The organism is Stenotrophomonas sp. YJH_SMC_135 (assembly GCF_059372355.1).
The window spans coordinates 14,142-33,566 of record NZ_JCAFVN010000011.1; the positions used below are offsets into that span (position 1 = coordinate 14,142).

Below are 19,425 nucleotides of genomic sequence, written 5' to 3' on the forward strand. Positions count from 1 at the left end.
GCTCCCTGAAGATCACCCACAGGATACTGTGGTTTGCCGCAGTGCACCGGCGGTGCCGGGGCGGCTGGGCTAGAATGCCGTCTTGCGTGGCCCCGGCCACGGCCCCATATCGGTCCCCATGTATTCCCGTAGCAGCGAACCTGTCCACTTCGAACGCGATTGCGAGGCCGTGATGGTCCCGCAGGGCGATACCGTGACCCTGCCTGCCGGCAGCTATGGGTACATCACCCAGGCGCTGGGCGGCAGCTATTCGGTGTTCGTCGAGGGCAACCTGTTCCGCATCGCCGGCAAGGACGGCGACGCCATCGGCAAGGAGGCGCCGGCACCGCTCGAGCTGCCGGCCGACGCCACCGATGAGCAGGTGGAACAACTGGTGTGGCAGCAGCTGCGCACCTGCTTCGACCCGGAGATTCCGGTCAACATCGTTGAACTGGGCCTGGTCTATGAAGTCGAGATCAAGCATCTGGACGAAGGCAAGCGCGAGATCGACGTGAAGATGACCCTGACCGCACCGGGCTGTGGCATGGGCGAGATCCTGGTCGACGACGTGCGCAGCAAGCTTGAAATGATCCCGACGGTGGCCGAGGCCGACGTCGACCTGGTGTTCGACCCGCCGTGGAACCAGCACATGATGTCCGAGGCGGCGCGGCTCGAGACCGGCATGCTTTGACCCAGGGCCCGCAGTGACGCGGGCCCGGCACTACCCGCAACCAGAACAGGAATCCTCCGGTGTCCCAGTCCATTCCCAGCTTCGCCGTCACCCGTTCGGACCACCCGCGCAGCGCTGAAGAGCGCGCCAAGATCCTGGAGAAGCCGGGCTTCGGCCTGCACTTCACCGATCACATGGTGGAAGTGCGCTGGGACAAGGATGCCGGCTGGCACAACGCCAGCGTGCGTGCCTACGGCCCGCTGCAGCTGGACCCGGCCGCGGCCGTGCTGCACTACGGCCAGGAGATCTTCGAAGGCATCAAGGCCTACCGCCATGCTGACGGCTCGATCTGGACCTTCCGCCCGGATGCCAACGGCCGTCGCCTGCAGCGTTCGGCGCAGCGCCTGGCGCTGCCGGAACTGCCGGTGGGGATCTTCGTCGAATCGCTGAAGCAGCTGATCGCCGTCGACAGCGAGTGGGTGCCGTCGGCCGACGAGTCGAGCCTGTACTTCCGCCCGTTCATGATCGGCGACGAAGCCTTCCTCGGCGTGCGCGGCGCGCACAAGGCCGGCTACTACGTCATCGCCAGCCCGGCCGGCCCGTACTTTGCCAAGGGCGTGGCCCCGGTGTCGATCTGGCTGTCCACCGAATACGCGCGCGCGGCCAAGGGCGGCACCGGCGCCGCCAAGTGCGGTGGCAACTACGCCGCCTCGCTGCTGCCGCAGCAGAAGGCGCAGGCGCAGGGCTGCTCGCAGGTGCTGTTCCTGGACCCGGTCGAAGGCAGGTACCTGGAAGAACTGGGCGGCATGAACGTGTTCCTGGTCTACAAGGACGGCACGCTGGTCACTCCGGAACTGTCCGGCAGCATCCTCGAGGGCATCACCCGCGAGAGCATCCTGCAGCTGGCGCGCGACCGTGGCATGAAGGTCGAAGAGCGCAAGGTCAGCATCGACGAGTGGAAGGACGGCGTGGCCTCCGGTGCGATCAGCGAAGTGTTTGCCTGTGGCACTGCGGCGGTGGTCACCCCGATCGGCCAGCTGAAGGGCGAGGGTTTCTCGGTGGGCGACATCAACGCGCCGGCCGGCGAAGTGACCATGTCGCTGCGCAAGGAACTGACCGACATCCAGTACGGCCGCCTGCCGGACCGGCACAACTGGCTGGTCAAGCTGGGCTGATCGCCCGCACCGGGTTGTAGACCCGAGCGCGCGCTCGGCTGCGTTGTTCCTGGAAAGCCCGTCCCTGTGACGGGCTTTCTGCGTTGTGGACAGGTGGGTGGGGTCAGATCCCTTTTCCGTGGGAAAAGGGATCTGACCCCACCCACTCCGACCCCGAATCGGCGGATGCCGATGTCGGCAAAGTCATCGCACGACAGGTGATGACCCAGTCAGGTGTGTGCAGGAGATGAGAAAGTTCCTTCACCTTCACAAACCCTCGACCCGGGAAGTCTCAGAACGAACATTTCATCTTGCTGAAAAGACGCTGAAAATCTTGTGGTGTCCGGTTTTGGTCATTAGCGTCATCTGCACGGCGGATCGATAGGGGGATCCGCTGACTCGCCGGACTTCGAACCTCGCCAACGCAAGCCAGCCCATGGTTCGGGCCGGTGCTTCTGCCGATTCCGGCATTCACACCACTAGAAGGGGAAATACGATGTCCCAGGTAACGCAACCGCGTGTGCGTCGAGTGTGGGTGGTCCTTGGTGCGTCCGTTCTGTCATCGCTGCTGCTGGCCACGCCTGCGCTGGCCGGTGACGTCCAGCTCAGCGGCCTGCAGTCCGCGCCGACGCACCAGCGCTTCATCGTGAAGTACCGCGACGGCAGTGCGCCGGTGGCCAACACCACCGCACTGGCCTCTTCGCTGAAGAGTGCCGCCGCCGGCCTGGCCAGCAGCCAGGGCCGTGCGCTGGGCCTGCAGCAGGTCCGCAAGCTGGCCGTCGGCCCGACCCTGGTCAGGACCGACCGCCCGCTTGACCAGGCTGAATCCGAGCTGCTGATGCGCAAGCTGGCCGCCGACCCGAACGTGGAATACGTCGAAGTCGACCAGATCATGCGCGCGACGCTGACCCCGAATGACACCCGCTTCAGCGAACAGTGGGGCTTTGGTACCTCCAACGCGTCGATCAACGTGCGGCCGGCCTGGGACAAGGCCACCGGCACCGGCGTGGTGGTGGCCGTGATCGATACCGGCATCACCAATCATCCCGATCTCAACGCCAACATCCTGCCCGGCTATGACTTCATCAGCGATGCCGCGATGGCGCGCGATGGCGGTGGCCGCGACAGCAACCCGAACGACGAGGGCGACTGGTATGGCGCCAACGAGTGCGGCTCGGGCATCCCGGCGTCCAACTCCAGCTGGCACGGCACCCACGTCGCCGGCACCGTGGCGGCGGTGACCAACAACAGCACCGGCGTGGCCGGCACGGCGTTCAACGCCAAGGTCGTCCCGGTGCGCGTGCTCGGCAAGTGCGGCGGCTATACCTCCGACATCGCCGATGCGATCGTGTGGGCCTCCGGCGGCACCGTCAGTGGCGTGCCGGCCAATGCCAATCCGGCGGAAGTCATCAACATGTCGCTGGGCGGCGGCGGCACCTGCTCGGCCACCTACCAGAACGCGATCAACGGCGCGGTCAGCCGCGGCACCACCGTGGTGGTCGCCGCCGGCAACAGCAACACCAACGTGTCCTCGTCGGTGCCGGCCAACTGCGCCAATGTGATCGCAGTGGCGGCCACGACCTCGGCCGGTGCGCGGGCCAGCTTCTCCAACTATGGTGCCGGCATCGACATTTCCGGCCCGGGCCAGAGCATCCTGTCCACCCTCAACACCGGCACCACCACGCCGGGCAGCGCCACCTATGCGTCCTACAACGGCACCTCGATGGCGGCGCCGCATGTGGCCGGTGTGGTGGCCCTGATGCAGTCGGTGGCGCCGAGCCCGCTGAGCCCGGCACAGGTCGAGAGCATCATCAAGAGCACCGCACGCCCGCTGCCGGGCGCCTGCTCGGGGGGCTGCGGCGCCGGCATCGTCGACGCCAACGCGGCCGTGGATGCGGCGATCAATGGCGGTGGCCCGAACCCGGGCGGCAACGTGCTGCAGAACAACGTGCCGGTGACCGGCCTGGGCGCCGCGACCGGTGCCGAGCTGAACTACACCGTCGCCGTCCCGGCCGGCAGCACCCAGCTGCGCGTGGCAATCAGTGGCGGCAGCGGTGATGCCGACCTGTACGTGCGCCAGGGCAGTGCCCCGACCGATACCACCTACACCTGCCGTCCGTACCTGAGCGGCAACAGCGAGACCTGCACCATCAACAGCCCTGCCGCCGGCACCTGGTATGTGCGGGTGAAGGCGTACAGCACCTTCTCGGGCCTGACCCTCAACGCCCAGTACTGAGCCCAAGTCCCTCTCCAAGGGCACGCCCTGGCTTCGGCCGGGGCGTTTTTGTCCGGGTGGGTGCCGACCTCGGCCGGCACGCTGTTCCTCAGACCGACTCGAAACGGTTCGCCGCCACGTTCTTGCGCACATGCTGCGGGTCGAAGATCCGCCCGTTCATCGCGATGTACACGCCGCTCGGCAGCGACTGCACCGCACCGATCGCACAACCGATGTTGAACTCCGCATCCGAGCCGCGGAAGCGTGCCGGGCTCAGCGCACCGGTCATCACGATGGTCTTGTCCGGGATCGTCGCCAGCACCTTGCCTGTCTGCACCATCGAATCGGTGCCGTGGGTCACCAGCACGTGCCGGGTGGGCTGCGCGGCGATGGTGGCGCGGATCAGCTCGCGGTCTTCGTCGTTGATGTGCAGCGAATCCTTGCGCAGGATCGGAATCACGTTGAAGCGGAACGTCACGCCCAGCTCGCGCAGGATCATGCCGATCTGCGGATCGCCGATCTGGTAGTCCGACTTGTCGTCGAAGTAGATCTTGTCGATCGTGCCACCGGTGGTGACGACCAGGAGCTCTTCCATCATGTGCATGCGCGAAACCAGGACAGGGACTGCGGCGCGGGGCCAGGAATGCAGATGATAAGGCCCTGGGCGCGCAGCGTCAGCGCCGCTTGCCGAAGCGGGCGCGCAGGCCGGGCAGGCTGGCGCTGAAGATCACCAGCAGCGCCAGCGCGATCTCGATCAGCGCCAGCCAGCGCGTTTCCGGGTGACTCCAGGCGCTCATCACGCCGTGGCTGAACCAGCCCAGCGCCAGCACCGAGGCCCAGAAGCCGACCTTGCGCCAGCCCAGGCGCACGGCGATGGCCAGCGCCAGCGGTGGCGCGGTGAACACCAGCTGGGTGGCCAGCCAGTGCCTGTCATTGATGAACCAGCCTGCGAACAGCGCGGCCAGCCCCATCAGGGCCAACAGCAGGACCGTGCGCGGCGCGCGGTTCATCGGGCCAACCGCTGCGCGATGTCGGCCACCCGGCGCCCCAGCGCGCGCGCCAGCACCGCTTCGTCGTCGGTCGGCTGCGGATCGTCGGCGGCACCGGCCACGTGGCTGGCGCCATAGGGCGTGCCGCCACTGGTGGTGTGGCTCAGCGCCGGTTCGGTGAACGGGATGCCGACGATCACGCAGCCGTGGTGCAGCAGTGGCACCTGCATCGACAGCAGGGTCGATTCCTGGCCGCCGTGCATCGAGGCGGTGGACGTGAACACGCCGGCCGGCTTGCCGGACAGGGTGCCATTGACCCATTCGGCGCCCAGCCCATCCAGGAAGTGCTTGACCGGCGCGGCCATGTTGCCGAAGCGGGTGGGGCTGCCGAGCAGCAGGCCCTGGCAGTCGACCAGGTCCTGCACGCTCACGTAGGGGGCGCCATCGTCGGGTACCGGTGGCTGCGCGGTCTGGGTCACGGCGGCCACCGGCGGCACCGTGCGCAGGCGCGCGGTCATGCCCGGCACTTCGCCGATGCCCCGCGCGATCTGGCGCGCCAGCCGTGCCACCGAACCGCCCCGGCTGTAGTACAGCACCAGAATCTCGCCCATCGTGCCCGCTTCTCCTCGTCGTGTGGCTACCAGTATGGCTATCCTGCCAGCATTCCGCATCGGGTACCCTTCCACCGATGGAACCTTTGGATACGCTCAACCTGTGGATGGAGCGCGCGCGGGATCGCGCACGGGCCATCAGTTTCGGCCGCTTCCTGTGGCATCGCTTCCTCGACGACCGCCTGTTCCAGGCAGCGGCGGCGCTGGCCTACACCACGGTGTTCGCGCTGGTACCGCTGGCGATCGTGGTATTCGGTGTGCTGTCGGCCTTCCCCGTCTTCGACCGCTGGAGCGATCAGCTCAGCGACTACGTATTCTCCAACTTCGTGCCCTCCGCGGCGCGTGCGGCCGAGGGCTACCTGCGGCAGTTCTCGGCCAGTGCCGGCCAGCTGACGGCGGCCGGCTTCATCGCACTGGTGGCCTCACTGCTGATCACGCTCAACAGTGTGGAAGAGACCTTCAACCAGATCTGGCGGGTCGGCTCGACCCGGCCCAAGCTGACCCGCTTCCTGGTCTACTGGACCGTGCTGACCTTGGGCGCGATGCTCGCCGCCGCATCGCTTGCGGTATCGGCGCGGGTGTTCGCGATGCCGTTGTTCGGTACCCAGGAGGGCCGTTGGTTGGCCGAGCTGGCGCTGCGGCTGGCGCCGATCCTGATCGAGTTCGTCTGCATCACGCTGATGTTCCGGGTGGTGCCGCACCACACGGTGAAATGGCGGCATGCCGTGCCCGGCGCGATCCTGGCGGCGGTCATCCTGGAACTGGTGAAGTGGGGCATCGGTGCCTATCTGGGCAGCTTCCAGTCCTACCAGAAACTGTATGGCACGGTGGCGTTCGTGCCGATCCTGCTGCTGTGGATCTACCTGTGCTGGGTGGCGGTGCTGCTGGGGGCGTCGCTGGCTTCTTCGATGGCCGCCTTCCGCTACCAGCCGGTGGAACTGCGCCTGCCGCAGGGGTATGAGTTCTATGGACTGCTGCGCCTGCTTGGCCGCTTCCAGCATGCACGGGCCAAGGGCAAGGGCCTGGCCGATGACGAGATCCTGCGGCTGGAGCCGATGCTGACCGATTCACTGCTGCAGGACCTGATCTGCAACCTGCAGGAGATCGACCTGCTGCGCCGCGACGAGCGGGGCGAGTGGCTGCTGTCGCGTGACCTGGACCAGGTCAGCCTGGCCGATCTGTACGAATGCACCCAGCTGCGCATCCCGGTGGCCGAGCAGCACCTGCCGTACCGTGATGACAGCCTGGGCCGTGCCGCACTGGCGGCGCTGGACGATCTGCGGCTGCCCCTGCGCGAACGCCTGAAGCGCAAGGTCAGTGATATCTATACCGACTCTGGAGACATGCCATGACCCGCAAGACGCCGTTGCCGCTGCTGCTCCCGTTGACCCTGCTGCTGGCCCTGGCGGCCTGCAAGCCGGCCCAGGAGCCGACACCGGCCAGCAGCCAGCCGCCGGCACAGGCGCCGACGCCGACCACTCCGGCACCGGTCGATGAAACCCCGGCCGAGCGCACCACTGCCGAATTCCCGACCTTGAAGATGAAGGCGGTGGATGGCAGCGACTACGATCTGGCCGCGCATCGTGGCAAGTGGGTGGTGGTGAACTTCTGGGCGACCTGGTGCGCCCCGTGCCGCAAGGAGATGCCCGAGCTGTCGGCGCTGCATGCGATGCGCAGCAACATCGAGGTGGTCGGCCTGGCCTACGAGGACATCGAAGTGCCGGAAATGCAGTCGTTCCTGACCAAGCATCCGGTGACCTATCCGATCGTGATCGTGGACCCGTTCGATCCGCCGGCCGACTTCGCCACGCCGCGAGGCCTGCCGTTGACGCATCTGCTGGATCCGCAGGGCAAGCTGGCCCACACCTTCCTTGGCCCGGTGACCGCCGCCGACATCGAAAAGCAGATCGCTGCTGGCAAATAGTGGGGTGGTCGGCAGGGCCTGCGGCCCTGCACCTCGGTACGCGCCATCGCATGCGCGCTGCCGCTCCCACGCTTCGCTGCGCGAACCGCGGGCCCCACTTACCAACACCCAAACCCCCGCCGCTTCGCGGCCGCCCCCTGACTCAGGGGGCTCTGCCCCAGACACGATCCGACGCCCGCCAGGCCAATGGGATTGCCGATGGGGTCAGATCCGCTTTCCGCAGGAAAACGGATCTGACCCCGGTTCCATTTCGATATCTGACAGATGTGTCGACCAAGGTCGACACCTACCAACAGCCGCAGGGATCTGTCAGAGGCGGGGCGGTTGGGTGGGTAGGACACGCCGTAGACCCGTCCATGGGGGCTCGATGTCGCCATCCATGGCACCAACGGTCGTGCCCACCCACCGCGCCGCCATCCCGCGGATGCCCGCTGTTGCTGTTGCCGTTGCCGTTGCGTTGAGCAGGTGCAGGGTGCAACCCTGCCGACCCACCCTATTCTTCGACCGGGAAGTCCTCGATCGGCTTCAGCACATCGTAGTGCTCGCGATGCAGCTTGCCCTTCAGCTTCGGCAGCTCCGGCAACGGCGCATCCACCCGTGTGTCCGGCAACCGGTCCAGCAGGTTGCGCACCAGGGTCAGTCGCCCCAGCCGCTGGTCGTTGAAATCCACCAGCGTCCACGGCGCAGCCTCGCGATGCGTCGCGCGCAGCATCGCCTCGCGGGCTTCGGTATAGGCGCTGTACTTGCTGCGCGATTTCAGGTCGACCGGGGACAGCTTCCAGCCCTTCAGCGGATCGAGGTGGCGTTCGGCGAAGCGCTTCTCCTGCTGCTCCTGGTCCACGCACAGCCAGTACTTGAACAGCAGGATGCCGTCATCCACCAGCAGCTGCTCGAACACCGGTGCCTGGCGCAGGAACTGCTGGTACTCGGTTTCGCTGCAATAGCCCATCACCCGCTCGACGCCTGCGCGGTTGTACCAGCTGCGGTCCATCAGCACGATCTCGCCGGCGGCGGGAAGATGCGAGGCATAGCGCTGGAAATACCACTGCGTGGCTTCGCGGTCGGTAGGCTTGGGCAGTGCTACCACCCGGCATTGGCGTGGATTGAGATGCTGGCTGATGGCCTGGATCGCGCCGCCCTTGCCTGCCGTATCCCGTCCCTCGAACAGCACCAGCAGGCGTTGCCCGCTGAGCTGCACCCAGCGCGCCATCGCGGTCAGTTCCAGCTGCAGCGGCAGCAGCAGTTCGTCGTAGTCCTTGCGCTTGAGCTTGGCCATCGTCACACCACGCGGGGAGGAAGCCCGAGCGTAACGCAGGGGTCGCTCAGGTGTTGTCGACACCTTGCCAGCCGTGTTCACCGGCAAGCCGCTGCAGCAGGGCCGACAGGTCGCGGGCAAACCCGGCCATGTCGAACAGGCCACTGCATTCGCGCGCCTGCACCAGCTCGGCGCGAAGCGAGGCCAGTGCTGCGGGGTCATTGCCCAGTGCGCTGGCGGTGGCGATGAACGCCGCATCATCGGCGACATTCATCCGGGCCAACCCCAGATGGTGGTTGAGGCTGCCGGCCACGCGCGCGGCGAAGGTGTCGCCCGGGCAGGTCAGCACCGGGCAGCCGGCCCACAGTGCATCGGAGGCGGTGGTGTGCGCGTTGTACGGATGCGTGTCGAGGAACAGGTCGGCCAGTGGGTAGCGGGCCAGGTACTGCGGATGCGGCAGCTTGGCCATGAACACCAGCCGCGCCGGGTCCAGGCCGGCAGCCTGCGCGGCGGTGCGCAGGCGGGCGTCGGCCTGGCCGGGGCCGGACAGCAGCCACAGCACGCTGCCGGGCACGGCCTGCAACACTGCGAAGGCGCGGCCCATGCTGCGCGGGTTGAGCTTGTAGCTGTTGTTGAAGCAGCAGAACACCACGCCGTGCTCGGGCAGCCCGCACTCGGCGCGGGACGGCGACGGCTCCAGCGTGCGGGTGTTGTCCGAGGGCTGGAAGGCCCGCGGAAGGCGCAGGACGCGTTCGCTGAAGTGCGGTTCCAGCGCTGCCGGCAGTACGAATTCGTCGGCGACCACGGCGTCCAGCCATCGCGCGCCCGAGGTGCCGGGGTAGGCCAGCCAGTTCAGCTGCAGCGGGGCCGGGCGCATCGCCAGCACTTCGGGCGCGCCGCCGCCGCCCCAGCCGCGCAGGTCGAACAGCAGGTCGATGCCCTGTGCGCGGATGCGGGCCGCGATGTCGGCATGCCGCAGTGCGGCCACCTCATGCAGCCGGGTCGCGGACTGCAGGCGTTCGCGGATGCCGCTGCCATCGGCGCGGTTCAGCGCGAACAGGTGCAGCTGCAACGCCGGGTCATGACGCAGGTGTTCGAGCAGGGCCACGGTCAGCAGCCCGGTGGGATGGGCGCCGAAGCCATTGGAAAGGAAGCCGACGCGCAACGGGCCGCGCGCGCGTACCGTCACTGCCGGCAAGGGCCGGACCGAGGCGGCGATCAGTGCGGCGCGCGCACGTGCACAGGCCAACTGCTCGCCCGCGCTGGCGTCTTCGCTGAGGAAGGCGAAGGGTTCCACCGCACCGTGGCCGGCGGCGAGCGCGGCGCGTACCTGCGCAGCCAGCGTGTCCACGTCCTGCCAGTCGCACAGGCGGCGCTGCCACGCCAGGCGCTGCGCGGCGATGTAGGGTTCATCCGGCATCAGCGCATGCGCGCGGCGATAGGCTGCTGCTGCGCCTTCGGCATCGTCGGCGTCTTCCAGCGCATGGCCCAGCCACAGCGCGATGCCCGGGTGCTGCGGGGCCAATGCCGAGGCCTGGCCAAGCAGCTTGGCCGCATCGCCATGTGCACCGGCCATCCACGCCACGCGGCCCAGCCGTGCCAGCGCTTCGGGGTGATTCGGGCGCAGCTGCAGCGCACGTCGCGCGGCCTGTTCGCCGGCAGCGATGTCGCCGGCTTCCAGTTCCACGTCGGCCAGCATCACCCAGGCGACGAAGTCGTCGGGCTGGCGAGCGATCGCTTGCTGCAGGTGCTGTCGCTGCTGCCAGGCCGACATCGTGCTCAGCCCGCCGAAAGCTGGGCCAGGGCGTCGACCTGGTGTTCGTGGCTGAGCCGCTGCAGCAGCGGGTCGAGGTCGCCGGCGAGGATGTTGGGCAGGTCGTACAGGGTCAGGCCTTCCACGCGGTGGTCGGTGATCCGGCCCTGCGGGAAGTTGTAGGTGCGGATGCGCTGGCTGCGGTCGCCGCTGCCGACCTGCAGGCGCCGCGATTCGGCCTGCGCGGCGTCCTGGCGCTGGCGCTCGGCATCGAGCAGCTGCGCCTTCAGGCGCTTCATCGCCTTGTCGCGGTTGGCGTGCTGGCTGCGCTCGGTCTGGCACTCTACCACCACGCCGGTCGGCACGTGGGTGATGCGGATGGCCGATTCGGTCTTGTTGACGTGCTGGCCGCCGGCACCGGACGAGCGGAACGTATCCACCTTCAGGTCGGCCGGGTTGATGACGATGTCATCGACCTCGTCGGCCTCGGGAATGATCGCCACGGTGGCCGCCGAAGTGTGGATGCGGCCCTGCGATTCGGTGGCCGGCACGCGCTGCACGCGATGCGTGCCCGATTCGAACTTCAGGCGCGAGAACGCACCACGGCCGACCACGCGCGCTACTACTTCCTTGTAGCCGCCATGCTCACCGGGGTTGTCCGATTCGATCTCGACCTTCCAGCCCTGGCGCTCGGCATAGCGGGCGTACATGCGGAACAGATCGCCGGCGAAGATCGCGGCTTCATCGCCGCCAGTGCCGGCGCGTACTTCCAGGAACAGGTTGCCTTCGTCGCGCGGATCGCGTGGTACCAGCAGCAGGGCCAGTTCTTGTTCCAGTTCCTGCAGGCGCGCCTGCGCCGCGGCGATTTCCTCGTCTGCCAGTTCACGCAGGTCGGGGTCGGCGCGCATGCCTTCGGCGGCGGCCAGGTCGGCCTTGGCACGGGCTTCCTCGGCGAGCGCGGCAGCGACCGGTTCAAGTTGGGCGAATTCGCGCGAAAGGTCGCGGAAACGGGTGTTGTCGGCGACCACATCGGGTTCGGCGAGCAGGCGTTCCAGTTCTTCGCGGCGCTCGGCCAGCGCTTCCAGCTTACGGCGCAGGGTCGGCGTCATCGGGTCTCACGGGTGGGTGGCGGTAACCCGGCGTGGCCGGGAACAGGCGCTCGGCGGCGCGGGTCAGGTCGGCATCGCCACTCAGCGCGGCCGCGCGCAGAGCGGCGGTCGGCGGATGCAGCAGGCGGTTGGTCAGGCCATGGGCCAGCAGTTCCAGCACTTCGTCGGCGGGCTTGCCGTTGGCCAGCTGCTGCCGTGCGCGCTCCAGCAGTTCGGCGCGGGTCGCTTCGCCGAACGCACGCAGCTGCCGCAGCGGTGCCTGGTGGGCGCTGGCCTGCTGGGTCTCGATGAAACGCGACACCTGCAGGTCGATGATCGCCTCGGCCTCGGCGGCGGCCTCGCGGCGGCCACGACGGTTGTCTTCCACCGCGCGTTCCAGGTCATCGACGGTGTAGAGGAAGGCGTCGTTGAGCGTGCCGACCTCGGCTTCGATGTCGCGCGGCACGGCCAGGTCGAACAGCAGCATCGGCTTGTGCCGGCGCGCGCGCAGTGCCTTGGCCACCATCTCGCGATGGATCACCGGTTCGCGCGCGGCGGTGGCCGAGAACACGATGTCGGCCTCGCCGAGATGGCGGTCCAGTTCGGTCAGCGGCAGGGCCACGCCGCCATGGCGGCTGGCCAGTTCCTGCGCGTGGGCGAGGGTGCGGTTGGCGATCAGCAGCCGCCGCACCTTGCCCTCACTCAGGTGGCGTGCAGCCAGCTCGATGGTCTCGCCGGCACCGACCAGCAGCACGGTGGAGTCATCCAGGCGCGCGAAGGCGTTCTGCGCCAGGCGCACCGCCGCCGAGGCCACCGACACCGGGTTGGCGCCGACCTGGGTATCGGTGCGCGCACGCTTGGCTACCGAGAAGGTCTGCTGGAACAGGCGGTCCAGGCGCTGGCCGAGCAGGCCGTGGTCACGCGCGGTCGACCAGGCATCCTTTACCTGGCCGAGGATCTGCGGTTCGCCCAGCACCATCGAGTCCAGCCCGGTGGCGACCCGGAACAGGTGGCGCACGGCCTCGGCATCGGCATGCTGGTACAGGTAGCCCTGCAGGTCGCCTGCCTGGCTGTGCAGCCACTGGTCCAGCGCCTGTGCCGACTCGGCCACGGCATACAGTTCGGTGCGGTTGCAGGTGGACAGCAGCACTGCCTCGGCGATCTGCGGGGTATCGCGCAGCGAGCCCAGCGCACGCGGCAACGCCTCACCGGCGAAGGCCGCGCGCTCGCGCAGCTCCACCGGTGCGGTCTGGTGATTCAGTCCGAGCACCCACAGGGTCATTGTTCAGTTGCTTGCGATAAGCTGCTGGCCATTGGACGACATTTTAAGGCCCCGATGCCGACGATGCCCGCATTGATTCGCATCCCCAGTGTTCTGCTGCTGTCCCTGGCCTGCGCCCAGGCCCTGGCGGCGGTGCCGGCCAAGGCCCCCGTGCGGGCCGCGGCCACTGAGGAACTGGCGCTGGAACCGGTGATGGCCGGTGAGTTCGCCCTGCAGGCCGGCAAGCTGGCCGAGGCCGCGCGCTGGTACCTGCAGGCCGCGCAGCAGACCGACGGCGACGCCGGCCTGGCCGAGCGCGCGACCCGTATCTCCATGCTGGCCAACGATGATGCCAGCGCCGCCAAGGGCCTGGCCCTGTGGCAGCAGCGCGCCCCGCGCTCGTTGACCATGCGCAGCGCCGCCGGTGCGCTGGCCATGCGCCAGGGCGATGTGAAGGCTGCCCGCACCGAGCTGCAGGCGCTGCTGGCCGACCCCGACGAGCGCGGCTGGAAGTTCGCCCTGGCCGCGCTGATCGGCGGTGGCCGCGACCCGGCGGTGCCGGCGCAGGTGCTCGGCGAGCTGGTCGATGCCAATGCGATTCCGCCGAAGATCGAGGCCTGGCAGGAGTTCGGTCGCCTGGCCCTGCGCATGGACAAGCCCGAGCTGGCGCGGCGCATGATCGATGAAGTGGTCAAGCGCTTCCCGGAAGAACCGCGCGTAGCGTTGCTGCGTGCCAGCCAGCTGCAGCAGGCGGGCGAGACCGACAAGGCATTGTCGCTGCTGCACGACGTCGAGCCGAAGACCCGCCAGGACCCCGAGCTGCGCAATGCGGTGGCCATCGCCTACGACAGCCTGGGCCAGCCGGCTGCGGCCGAGCGCGTGTTGGCGTTCGGCCCGCAGGACGTACAGACCTGGGGCATGCGCGCCTCGCTGCTGGCCAAGCAGGGCGACAAGGCAGCGCTGTCCAACCTCTACAACGAGCTGTCGCGGCAGGCGGCCAAGCCGGATCCGGCGCAGCGCCTGTTGCTGGGCAAGATCGCCGAATACCTTAAGCGTTACCCCGAGGCGGTGCAGTGGTACCACAGCGTGCCCGGTGGCGATGAGCTGAGCGAAGCGCGCCTGCGCGCGGCCAATGCCCAGGCCCTGGCCGGGCGCCTGCCGCTGGCGCTGGAGGAAGTGCACGCGATCCAGTCCGACGCGGTGGTCGACGACGATGTGCGCCGTGACGCCTACCTGCTGGAAGCTGAACTGCGCCAGCGTGGTGACGACAGCGCCGGTGAACTGGATGCGCTGGCCCGCGGCCTGGCCGCCTACCCGGACGACAACGGCCTGCTGTACGCACGTGCGCTCACCTGGGAGCGCCGCGACGACATCCCGCGCGCCGAGGCCGACCTGCGCAAGATCCTGGTGACCGACCCGGAAAACGTGCCGGCGCTGAACGCGCTGGGCTACACCCTGGCCGATCGCACCGGCCGCCTGCAGGAAGCGCTGGAGCTGATCGACCGCGCCCGCGTGGCCGAGCCGGACAACGCCGCCATCGTCGACAGCTATGGCTGGGTGCTGTATCGCCTGGGCCGCAAGGAAGAGGCACTGGTACAGCTGCGCCGGGCCTGGACCCTGGCCAAGGACCCGGAGATCGCTTCCCACGTCGGCGAAGTGCTGTGGGTGCTGGGCAAGCATGACGAGGCCCGCCACTTCTTCGACGAAGCGGCCAAGCTCGACCCTGAAAACCGCGCGCTGCTGCGCGCCCGTGAGAAATTCAATCCATGAGTGGTTCCCTGATCCGGCCGCTGCTGTTGGCGACCGTGACCCTGGCGGTGAGCGCCTGTACCAGTGTCGGCACGCAGAAGACCCCGGCGCCAGCGGTGGTCGAGATTGTTTCGGCTGAAGCGGCGCAGGCCGAGGCAGCGCGCGTGGCCGCGCTGCAGGCACAGCCGGACTGGGCCTTCCAGGGGCGGGTGGCGGTCAGCAAGGGCAAGGACGGCGGCAGCGGTCGCATCGACTGGAAGCAGGACGGCCGCCGCTACGTGGTCGAACTGAGCGCGCCGGTGACCCGGCAGAGCTGGAAGCTGACCGGCGACACCCATTCCGAAGCCGGTCGCCTGGAAGGGCTGTCCGGCGGTCCGCGCGAGGGCGAGGACGCCCAGCAGCTGCTGCTGGAAGCGACTGGCTGGGACATCCCGGTCAATCAGCTGCCGGAGTGGATCCGCGGCCTGGTGGCCGGGGATGCTGCCGGTCCGGAAAAGGTCGAGCGCGACGGTGAAGGCCGGCCGCGCCGCATGCAGCAGATGGGCTGGCAGGTGCAGTATCTGGACTGGTACCCGGCCGACGCCGGACGACCGGCGCTGCCGCGACGGATCGAGGCCAGCAATGGCGACGCCAAGGTGCGCCTGCTGGTGGACCAGTGGGGGCAGGGCACGCCATGAGCGCCGGGCGCGACGACGCGGGCTGGTCCTGGTGGCCGGCCCCGGCCAAGCTGAACCTGTTCCTGCACATCACTGGCCGCCGGGCCGACGGCTACCACGAGCTGCAGACCGTATTCCGCCTGCTGGACTGGGGGGACCGCATCGGCCTGCGCCTGCGTGAAGACGGTCAGGTGCGTCGGCAGGGCGAGGGCTTGGCCGGTGTGGCCGAGGCCGATGACCTGGCGGTGCGGGCCGCGCGCCTGCTCCAGGATGAGGCGAAGGGCGCGCAAGGTGCTGACATCATCGTCGAAAAGCACGTTCCTGCCGGTGGTGGCTTCGGCGGCGGTTCGTCCGACGCGGCCACCGTGCTGGTGGTGCTGAATCGGCTCTGGCGCGCCGGCCTGGACGAGGATGCCCTGGCCGCGCTGGCCCTGCGCCTGGGCGCCGACGTGCCGGTGTTCGTGCGTGGCCACAACGCCTGGGCCGAAGGGGTGGGCGAGCGCCTGCAGCCGATCACGCTGGCGCCGGCCTGGTATGTGGTGGTTGAACCGGGTGTTCATGTTCCTACGCCGGTCCTGTTTGCAGACCCGGATTTGACGCGCGACAGCCCAGTGGCGAAAATAGAGGACTTCGCTTCCGGGACCCTGGTCGGGAACGCGTTCGAACCGGTGCTGCGCCGCCGTGAGCCTGCCGTCGAGGCAGCGCTTGCCGCGTTGAGCGACATCGGCGCGGCGCGGCTGACCGGTTCGGGAAGTGGTTGTTTCGTCGAGTTCGCATCGCAGGCTGCTGCAGAGCAGGGGCGGTCGAAGTTGCCGAAGGAGTTGCGGGCAAGGGTGGCAGCGGGCGTTGCGCGTTCGCCACTGCTGGATGCACTCGAGCAACACTGATTTATCAATGCAGGGGCGTCGCCAAGAGGCCCAAGGCACCAGGTTTTGATCCTGGCATTCGTAGGTTCGAATCCTACCGCCCCTGCCAATAGCGGCTGTGTCCGCGCCTTCCAGCGCATCGCCCGCGCGGGACGTGGAAACAACCGCGGTGTTGTCAGCAGCAAGGGTCCATCGGGGTCCTTGCCGACTCCGGATCCCCGCCACTCGTCCCCGCCCGAGACAATCATGATGCAAGAGTCCCCGAACCTGCTGGTCTTTTCCGGCAACGCCAACAAACGTCTGGCGCAGAACATCTGCAAGGAACTGGGGGTCCGCCCGGGCAAGGCGCTGGTGTCGCACTTCTCCGATGGTGAAGTGCAGGTGGAAATCGAAGAGAACGTCCGCAAGCAGGACGTGTTCGTGATCCAGCCGACCTGCGCGCCGAGCGCGGAAAACCTGATGGAACTGCTGGTGCTGATCGACGCGCTCAAGCGCGCATCGGTGGCCAGCGTGACCGCCGTGGTGCCGTACTTCGGCTACTCGCGCCAGGACCGCCGCATGCGTTCCTCGCGCGTGCCGATCACCGCCAAGCTGGCGGCCAAGATGTTCAGCACCGCTGGCGCTGATCGCGTGCTGACCGTCGACCTGCACGCCGACCAGATCCAGGGCTTCTTCGATATTCCGGTGGACAACGTGTATGCGTCCCCGCTGCTGCTGGCCGACATCTGGCGCGCCTACGGCACCGAGAACCTGATTGTTGTCTCGCCGGACGTGGGCGGCGTGGTCCGCGCCCGTGCGGTGGCCAAACGCCTGGATGACGCCGACCTGGCGATCATCGACAAGCGCCGCCCGCGCGCCAACGTCTCCACCGTGATGAACATCATCGGTGACGTCGAAGGCAAGACCTGCGTGATGGTCGATGACATCGTCGATACCGCCGGCACCCTGTGCGCCGCTGCCGCTGCCCTGAAGGCGCGCGGTGCGCTCAAGGTCGCCGCCTACTGCACCCACGCGGTGCTGTCGGGCCCGGCGGTGGACAACATCACCAATTCCCAGCTCGACGAGCTGGTGGTGACCGACACCATCCCGCTGAAGGACGCAGCGCGGGTGTGCAGCAAGATCCGCCAGCTGAGCGTGGCGGAAATGCTGGCCGAAACGATGCGCCGCATCGCCTTCGGCGAGTCGGTCAGCTCGCTGTACGTCGACTGAGTTTTCGTCCCTGCCGGCAACGGCGGGGACATACCCGGATGCTTCTGGTCGCGGAAGCATCTTCAACCGCCACGCCGCAGGGCGCGGCAACAACCTGAGTAGTCGAAAATGTCGAAGACCCATGAAATCAAGGTCACCAAGCGTGAACTGCAGCGTAAGGGTGCGAGCCGCCGCCTGCGTCACGCTGGTGTGATCCCGGCCATCGTGTACGGCGGCAACGCCGAGCCGGTCGCCATCAGCCTGGACCACAACGAAATCTGGCTGGCCCAGCAGAACGAGTGGTTCTATGCCTCGATCCTGGACCTGAACCTGGATGGCCAGGTGCAGAAGGTCCTGCTGCGTGACATGCAGCGCCACCCGTACAAGCAGCTGATCATGCACCTGGACTTCCAGCGCGTGAACGAGAACGAAGCCCTGACCGCTTCGGTCCCGCTGCACTTCGTCAACGAAGACACCTCGCCGGCCGGCAAGGCTGCCGACGTCGTGGTCACCCACGAACTGAAGGAAGTGACCATCACCTGCCTGCCGAAGGACCTGCCGGAGTCGATCGAAGTCGACCTGGGCGAGCTGAAGGCCGGTGACGTCGTGTACCTGTCCAACATCAAGCTGCCGAAGGGCGTGGAAATCCCGGCGCTGGCGCTGGGCAAGGACCACGACGACGCCATCGTCACCGCCAAGGCCGGCAAGGCCGACGAGGCTGACGAAGAAGCGGCTGCCGCCGAGTAATACCGTTACGGTGCCTGCCTCCGGGCAGGCACCGTACTGGAAGGAACCATGGCAGGACTGCGACTGATCGTCGGTCTGGGCAATCCCGGATCGGAACACGCCCGGACCCGGCACAATGCCGGGTTTCATTTCGTTGAGGCCCTGGCGGAAAAAGCCGGTGCGCGATGGAATGTGGACAGCAAGCTGTTCGGCGAGACCGCCAAGGTCGAGATCGCCGGGCAGACGGTGTGGCTGCTCAAGCCCGCCACCTTCATGAACCTCAGCGGCAAGTCGGTCACCGCCGCGCAGCGGTTCTGGAAGATCGAGCCGGAAGAAACCCTGCTGGCCCACGACGAGCTGGACCTGCCGCCCGGTGCGGCGCGGCTGAAGTTCGACGGTGGCCACGGCGGCCAGAACGGCCTGCGCGATACCATCCGCCTGCTGGGTCATGGCAAATTCCACCGCCTGCGCGTGGGCATCGGCCACCCCGGCCACAAGGACCGCGTGGTGGGTTGGGTGCTGGGGCGCCCGTCCAAGGAGGATGACGTGCTGATCGCACGCGCCATCGACGATGCGATCGACGTGCTGCCGCTGGCGGTGCAGGGCGATTTCAACGAAGCGATGAAGCGGCTGCACACCCCGCGCTGACCATGACCGACCCGCGTACTCCCTGCACCGTGTGTGGCGCCATGATCCTGCTGGCGACGGCGGCCCGGAACGATGGGCTCTGCATGCCGTGCCGGAATGGTACGCGGCAGAGCATGGAAGAGGCGAAGGTGCGAAACAAGGAAATGCGCGAAGAGCTGGACCGATACGAGAATTCCGCTGCGGGGCGCCACTGGAACTGGCTGGTGGAACAGGAAGGCGGCTCGGGCTGTGGATTCTCAGGTCTCCTGACGCCAGATCAGCGCTACTTCGCGGTTTCGGTGACAAGTAGCGAAGTCTGGCGTGGCGGCATTGGTACGTACTTCGACAGTTACTCGGGTGCCTATTACGAAGAGACGCTCGCAGGTCTTGAAGAAATGGGGCTGGTCGAATTGGGAGACGTGCTGAAAGAAGCCAAGATGGTGCTGTTCGGTGACGACGCCGTGCCCAAGGATGAAGGTGTCCGGTGGGAGAAAATGTACGGTCAGCATAATGAGTTGCCGGACGGTGTCGAAGCTCTGCTGGGCCGCTTGAGCCAGAGATTTTGTGAGACTGAGGAGAGGCTAGAGCTTTCTACTGCACTGCAGACCTACGCTGAGAAGCACAAGCTGTACGCTGCGTTCTAGCTTTGGCTACTGGAAGGACGATTGGGGATTGAGGGCATGCCCGCAGGCGAGCCTTGAATCCCGAATCATC

At 67.6% G+C, this 19,425-nt stretch carries 19 protein-coding genes and 1 tRNA gene; 13 read left to right on the forward strand and 7 right to left on the reverse strand.

What is annotated here, in order from left to right; genetic code table 11:
- The first annotated feature begins 118 nt into the window (after nucleotides 1-118).
- From sufT to AC5P98_RS21275, 3 genes are all read left to right on the forward strand, one after another.
- Nucleotides 119-670, forward strand: coding sequence for a putative Fe-S cluster assembly protein SufT (sufT, locus tag AC5P98_RS21265; protein WP_005415385.1), 552 nt, complete (start codon nucleotides 119-121; stop codon nucleotides 668-670).
- Nucleotides 671-729: 59 nt separating this feature from the next.
- Nucleotides 730-1,824 carry a branched-chain amino acid aminotransferase gene (locus AC5P98_RS21270; protein WP_049408759.1) on the forward strand — a complete coding sequence of 365 codons (1,095 nt, stop codon included), beginning with the start codon at nucleotides 730-732 and terminating at the stop codon, nucleotides 1,822-1,824.
- 475 nt (nucleotides 1,825-2,299) lie between these two features.
- On the forward strand, nucleotides 2,300-4,039 hold the full coding sequence (locus AC5P98_RS21275) for a S8 family peptidase (RefSeq protein ID WP_046429039.1): 1,740 nt from the start codon (nucleotides 2,300-2,302) through the stop codon (nucleotides 4,037-4,039).
- Between the two features lie 88 nt (nucleotides 4,040-4,127).
- Here the strand turns inward: AC5P98_RS21275 and AC5P98_RS21280 are convergent, their stop codons facing one another.
- The 3 genes from AC5P98_RS21280 to wrbA form a co-directional block, all read right to left on the reverse strand.
- The gene (locus tag AC5P98_RS21280) at nucleotides 4,128-4,613 is read right to left on the reverse strand and encodes an asparaginase domain-containing protein (RefSeq protein ID WP_010481766.1); all 486 of its coding nucleotides are present in this window, start codon (nucleotides 4,611-4,613) and stop codon (nucleotides 4,128-4,130) included.
- A 79-nt stretch (nucleotides 4,614-4,692) separates the two neighbouring features.
- Nucleotides 4,693-5,028, reverse strand: a complete 336-nt coding sequence (locus tag AC5P98_RS21285; protein WP_049408758.1) for a DUF2069 domain-containing protein — start codon at nucleotides 5,026-5,028, stop codon at nucleotides 4,693-4,695.
- Entirely contained in the window at nucleotides 5,025-5,618 is a 594-nt protein-coding gene (gene wrbA / locus AC5P98_RS21290; protein WP_014646025.1) for an NAD(P)H:quinone oxidoreductase, read from the reverse strand. Before wrbA ends, AC5P98_RS21285 begins: the two co-directional genes overlap by 4 nt.
- A gap of 77 nt (nucleotides 5,619-5,695) precedes the next feature.
- Between wrbA and AC5P98_RS21295 the strand changes: the two genes are divergently transcribed.
- Entirely contained in the window at nucleotides 5,696-6,970 is a 1,275-nt protein-coding gene (locus AC5P98_RS21295) for a YihY family inner membrane protein (protein ID WP_032956948.1), read from the forward strand.
- Nucleotides 6,967-7,542 carry a TlpA family protein disulfide reductase gene (locus tag AC5P98_RS21300; RefSeq protein WP_049408756.1) on the forward strand — a complete coding sequence of 192 codons (576 nt, stop codon included), beginning with the start codon at nucleotides 6,967-6,969 and terminating at the stop codon, nucleotides 7,540-7,542. The genes AC5P98_RS21295 and AC5P98_RS21300 overlap by 4 nt, the downstream gene beginning before the upstream one ends.
- Before the next feature lie 493 nt (nucleotides 7,543-8,035).
- Here AC5P98_RS21300 and ppk2 read toward each other — a convergent pair whose 3' ends face one another.
- Genes ppk2 through hemA form a run of 4 tightly spaced genes read right to left on the reverse strand, consistent with a single transcriptional unit; the run spans nucleotide 8,036 to nucleotide 12,920 of the window.
- A complete protein-coding gene (gene ppk2, locus AC5P98_RS21305) occupies nucleotides 8,036-8,818 on the reverse strand; it encodes a polyphosphate kinase 2 (RefSeq protein WP_049406807.1) in 783 nt (260 codons plus the stop codon).
- A 46-nt stretch (nucleotides 8,819-8,864) separates the two neighbouring features.
- Entirely contained in the window at nucleotides 8,865-10,571 is a 1,707-nt protein-coding gene (locus AC5P98_RS21310) for an O-linked N-acetylglucosamine transferase, SPINDLY family protein (RefSeq protein ID WP_049406805.1), read from the reverse strand.
- Between the two features lie 5 nt (nucleotides 10,572-10,576).
- Nucleotides 10,577-11,659 carry a peptide chain release factor 1 gene (gene prfA, locus AC5P98_RS21315; RefSeq protein WP_014646030.1) on the reverse strand — a complete coding sequence of 361 codons (1,083 nt, stop codon included), beginning with the start codon at nucleotides 11,657-11,659 and terminating at the stop codon, nucleotides 10,577-10,579.
- Complete coding sequence (gene hemA, locus AC5P98_RS21320; protein ID WP_014646031.1) at nucleotides 11,637-12,920, reverse strand: glutamyl-tRNA reductase; 1,284 nt, start codon at nucleotides 12,918-12,920, stop codon at nucleotides 11,637-11,639. The genes prfA and hemA overlap by 23 nt, the downstream gene beginning before the upstream one ends.
- Nucleotides 12,921-12,983: 63 nt before the next feature.
- Between hemA and AC5P98_RS21325 the strand changes: the two genes are divergently transcribed.
- From AC5P98_RS21325 to AC5P98_RS21360, 8 genes are all read left to right on the forward strand, one after another.
- Nucleotides 12,984-14,669: a tetratricopeptide repeat protein gene (locus AC5P98_RS21325; RefSeq protein WP_173390336.1), complete on the forward strand. Its 1,686-nt coding sequence runs from the start codon at nucleotides 12,984-12,986 to the stop codon at nucleotides 14,667-14,669.
- Nucleotides 14,666-15,325 (forward strand): lipoprotein insertase outer membrane protein LolB, encoded by a 660-nt coding sequence (gene lolB, locus AC5P98_RS21330; protein WP_049406798.1) that lies wholly within the window; start codon nucleotides 14,666-14,668, stop codon nucleotides 15,323-15,325. Before AC5P98_RS21325 ends, lolB begins: the two co-directional genes overlap by 4 nt.
- Entirely contained in the window at nucleotides 15,322-16,191 is an 870-nt protein-coding gene (ispE, locus tag AC5P98_RS21335) for a 4-(cytidine 5'-diphospho)-2-C-methyl-D-erythritol kinase (protein ID WP_014646034.1), read from the forward strand. Before lolB ends, ispE begins: the two co-directional genes overlap by 4 nt.
- An 11-nt stretch (nucleotides 16,192-16,202) precedes the next feature.
- A tRNA-Gln gene (locus tag AC5P98_RS21340) sits at nucleotides 16,203-16,279 on the forward strand.
- 140 nt (nucleotides 16,280-16,419) lie between these two features.
- Nucleotides 16,420-17,379, forward strand: coding sequence for a ribose-phosphate diphosphokinase (locus tag AC5P98_RS21345; protein WP_005415400.1), 960 nt, complete (start codon nucleotides 16,420-16,422; stop codon nucleotides 17,377-17,379).
- Between the two features lie 108 nt (nucleotides 17,380-17,487).
- A complete protein-coding gene (locus tag AC5P98_RS21350; RefSeq protein ID WP_010481743.1) occupies nucleotides 17,488-18,105 on the forward strand; it encodes a 50S ribosomal protein L25/general stress protein Ctc in 618 nt (205 codons plus the stop codon).
- Between the two features lie 48 nt (nucleotides 18,106-18,153).
- A complete protein-coding gene (gene pth, locus AC5P98_RS21355; RefSeq protein ID WP_032956928.1) occupies nucleotides 18,154-18,732 on the forward strand; it encodes an aminoacyl-tRNA hydrolase in 579 nt (192 codons plus the stop codon).
- Between the two features lie 41 nt (nucleotides 18,733-18,773).
- A complete protein-coding gene (locus AC5P98_RS21360; protein WP_157806022.1) occupies nucleotides 18,774-19,355 on the forward strand; it encodes a DMP19 family protein in 582 nt (193 codons plus the stop codon).
- The last annotated feature ends 70 nt before the right edge of the window (nucleotides 19,356-19,425 follow it).

Coding starts and splice junctions, on each gene's coding strand:
- sufT (WP_005415385.1), top strand. CDS start 119: ATGTATTCCCGTAGCAGCGAACCTGTCCACTTCGAACGCGATTGCGAG.
- AC5P98_RS21275 (WP_046429039.1), top strand. CDS start 2,300: ATGTCCCAGGTAACGCAACCGCGTGTGCGTCGAGTGTGGGTGGTCCTT.
- AC5P98_RS21280 (WP_010481766.1), bottom strand. CDS start 4,613: ATGGAAGAGCTCCTGGTCGTCACCACCGGTGGCACGATCGACAAGATC.
- AC5P98_RS21285 (WP_049408758.1), bottom strand. CDS start 5,028: ATGAACCGCGCGCCGCGCACGGTCCTGCTGTTGGCCCTGATGGGGCTG.
- wrbA (WP_014646025.1), bottom strand. CDS start 5,618: ATGGGCGAGATTCTGGTGCTGTACTACAGCCGGGGCGGTTCGGTGGCA.
- AC5P98_RS21295 (WP_032956948.1), top strand. CDS start 5,696: ATGGAACCTTTGGATACGCTCAACCTGTGGATGGAGCGCGCGCGGGAT.
- AC5P98_RS21300 (WP_049408756.1), top strand. CDS start 6,967: ATGACCCGCAAGACGCCGTTGCCGCTGCTGCTCCCGTTGACCCTGCTG.
- ppk2 (WP_049406807.1), bottom strand. CDS start 8,818: ATGGCCAAGCTCAAGCGCAAGGACTACGACGAACTGCTGCTGCCGCTG.
- AC5P98_RS21310 (WP_049406805.1), bottom strand. CDS start 10,571: ATGTCGGCCTGGCAGCAGCGACAGCACCTGCAGCAAGCGATCGCTCGC.
- prfA (WP_014646030.1), bottom strand. CDS start 11,659: ATGACGCCGACCCTGCGCCGTAAGCTGGAAGCGCTGGCCGAGCGCCGC.
- hemA (WP_014646031.1), bottom strand. CDS start 12,920: ATGACCCTGTGGGTGCTCGGACTGAATCACCAGACCGCACCGGTGGAG.
- AC5P98_RS21325 (WP_173390336.1), top strand. CDS start 12,984: ATGCCCGCATTGATTCGCATCCCCAGTGTTCTGCTGCTGTCCCTGGCC.
- lolB (WP_049406798.1), top strand. CDS start 14,666: ATGAGTGGTTCCCTGATCCGGCCGCTGCTGTTGGCGACCGTGACCCTG.
- ispE (WP_014646034.1), top strand. CDS start 15,322: ATGAGCGCCGGGCGCGACGACGCGGGCTGGTCCTGGTGGCCGGCCCCG.
- AC5P98_RS21345 (WP_005415400.1), top strand. CDS start 16,420: ATGCAAGAGTCCCCGAACCTGCTGGTCTTTTCCGGCAACGCCAACAAA.
- AC5P98_RS21350 (WP_010481743.1), top strand. CDS start 17,488: ATGTCGAAGACCCATGAAATCAAGGTCACCAAGCGTGAACTGCAGCGT.
- pth (WP_032956928.1), top strand. CDS start 18,154: ATGGCAGGACTGCGACTGATCGTCGGTCTGGGCAATCCCGGATCGGAA.
- AC5P98_RS21360 (WP_157806022.1), top strand. CDS start 18,774: ATGATCCTGCTGGCGACGGCGGCCCGGAACGATGGGCTCTGCATGCCG.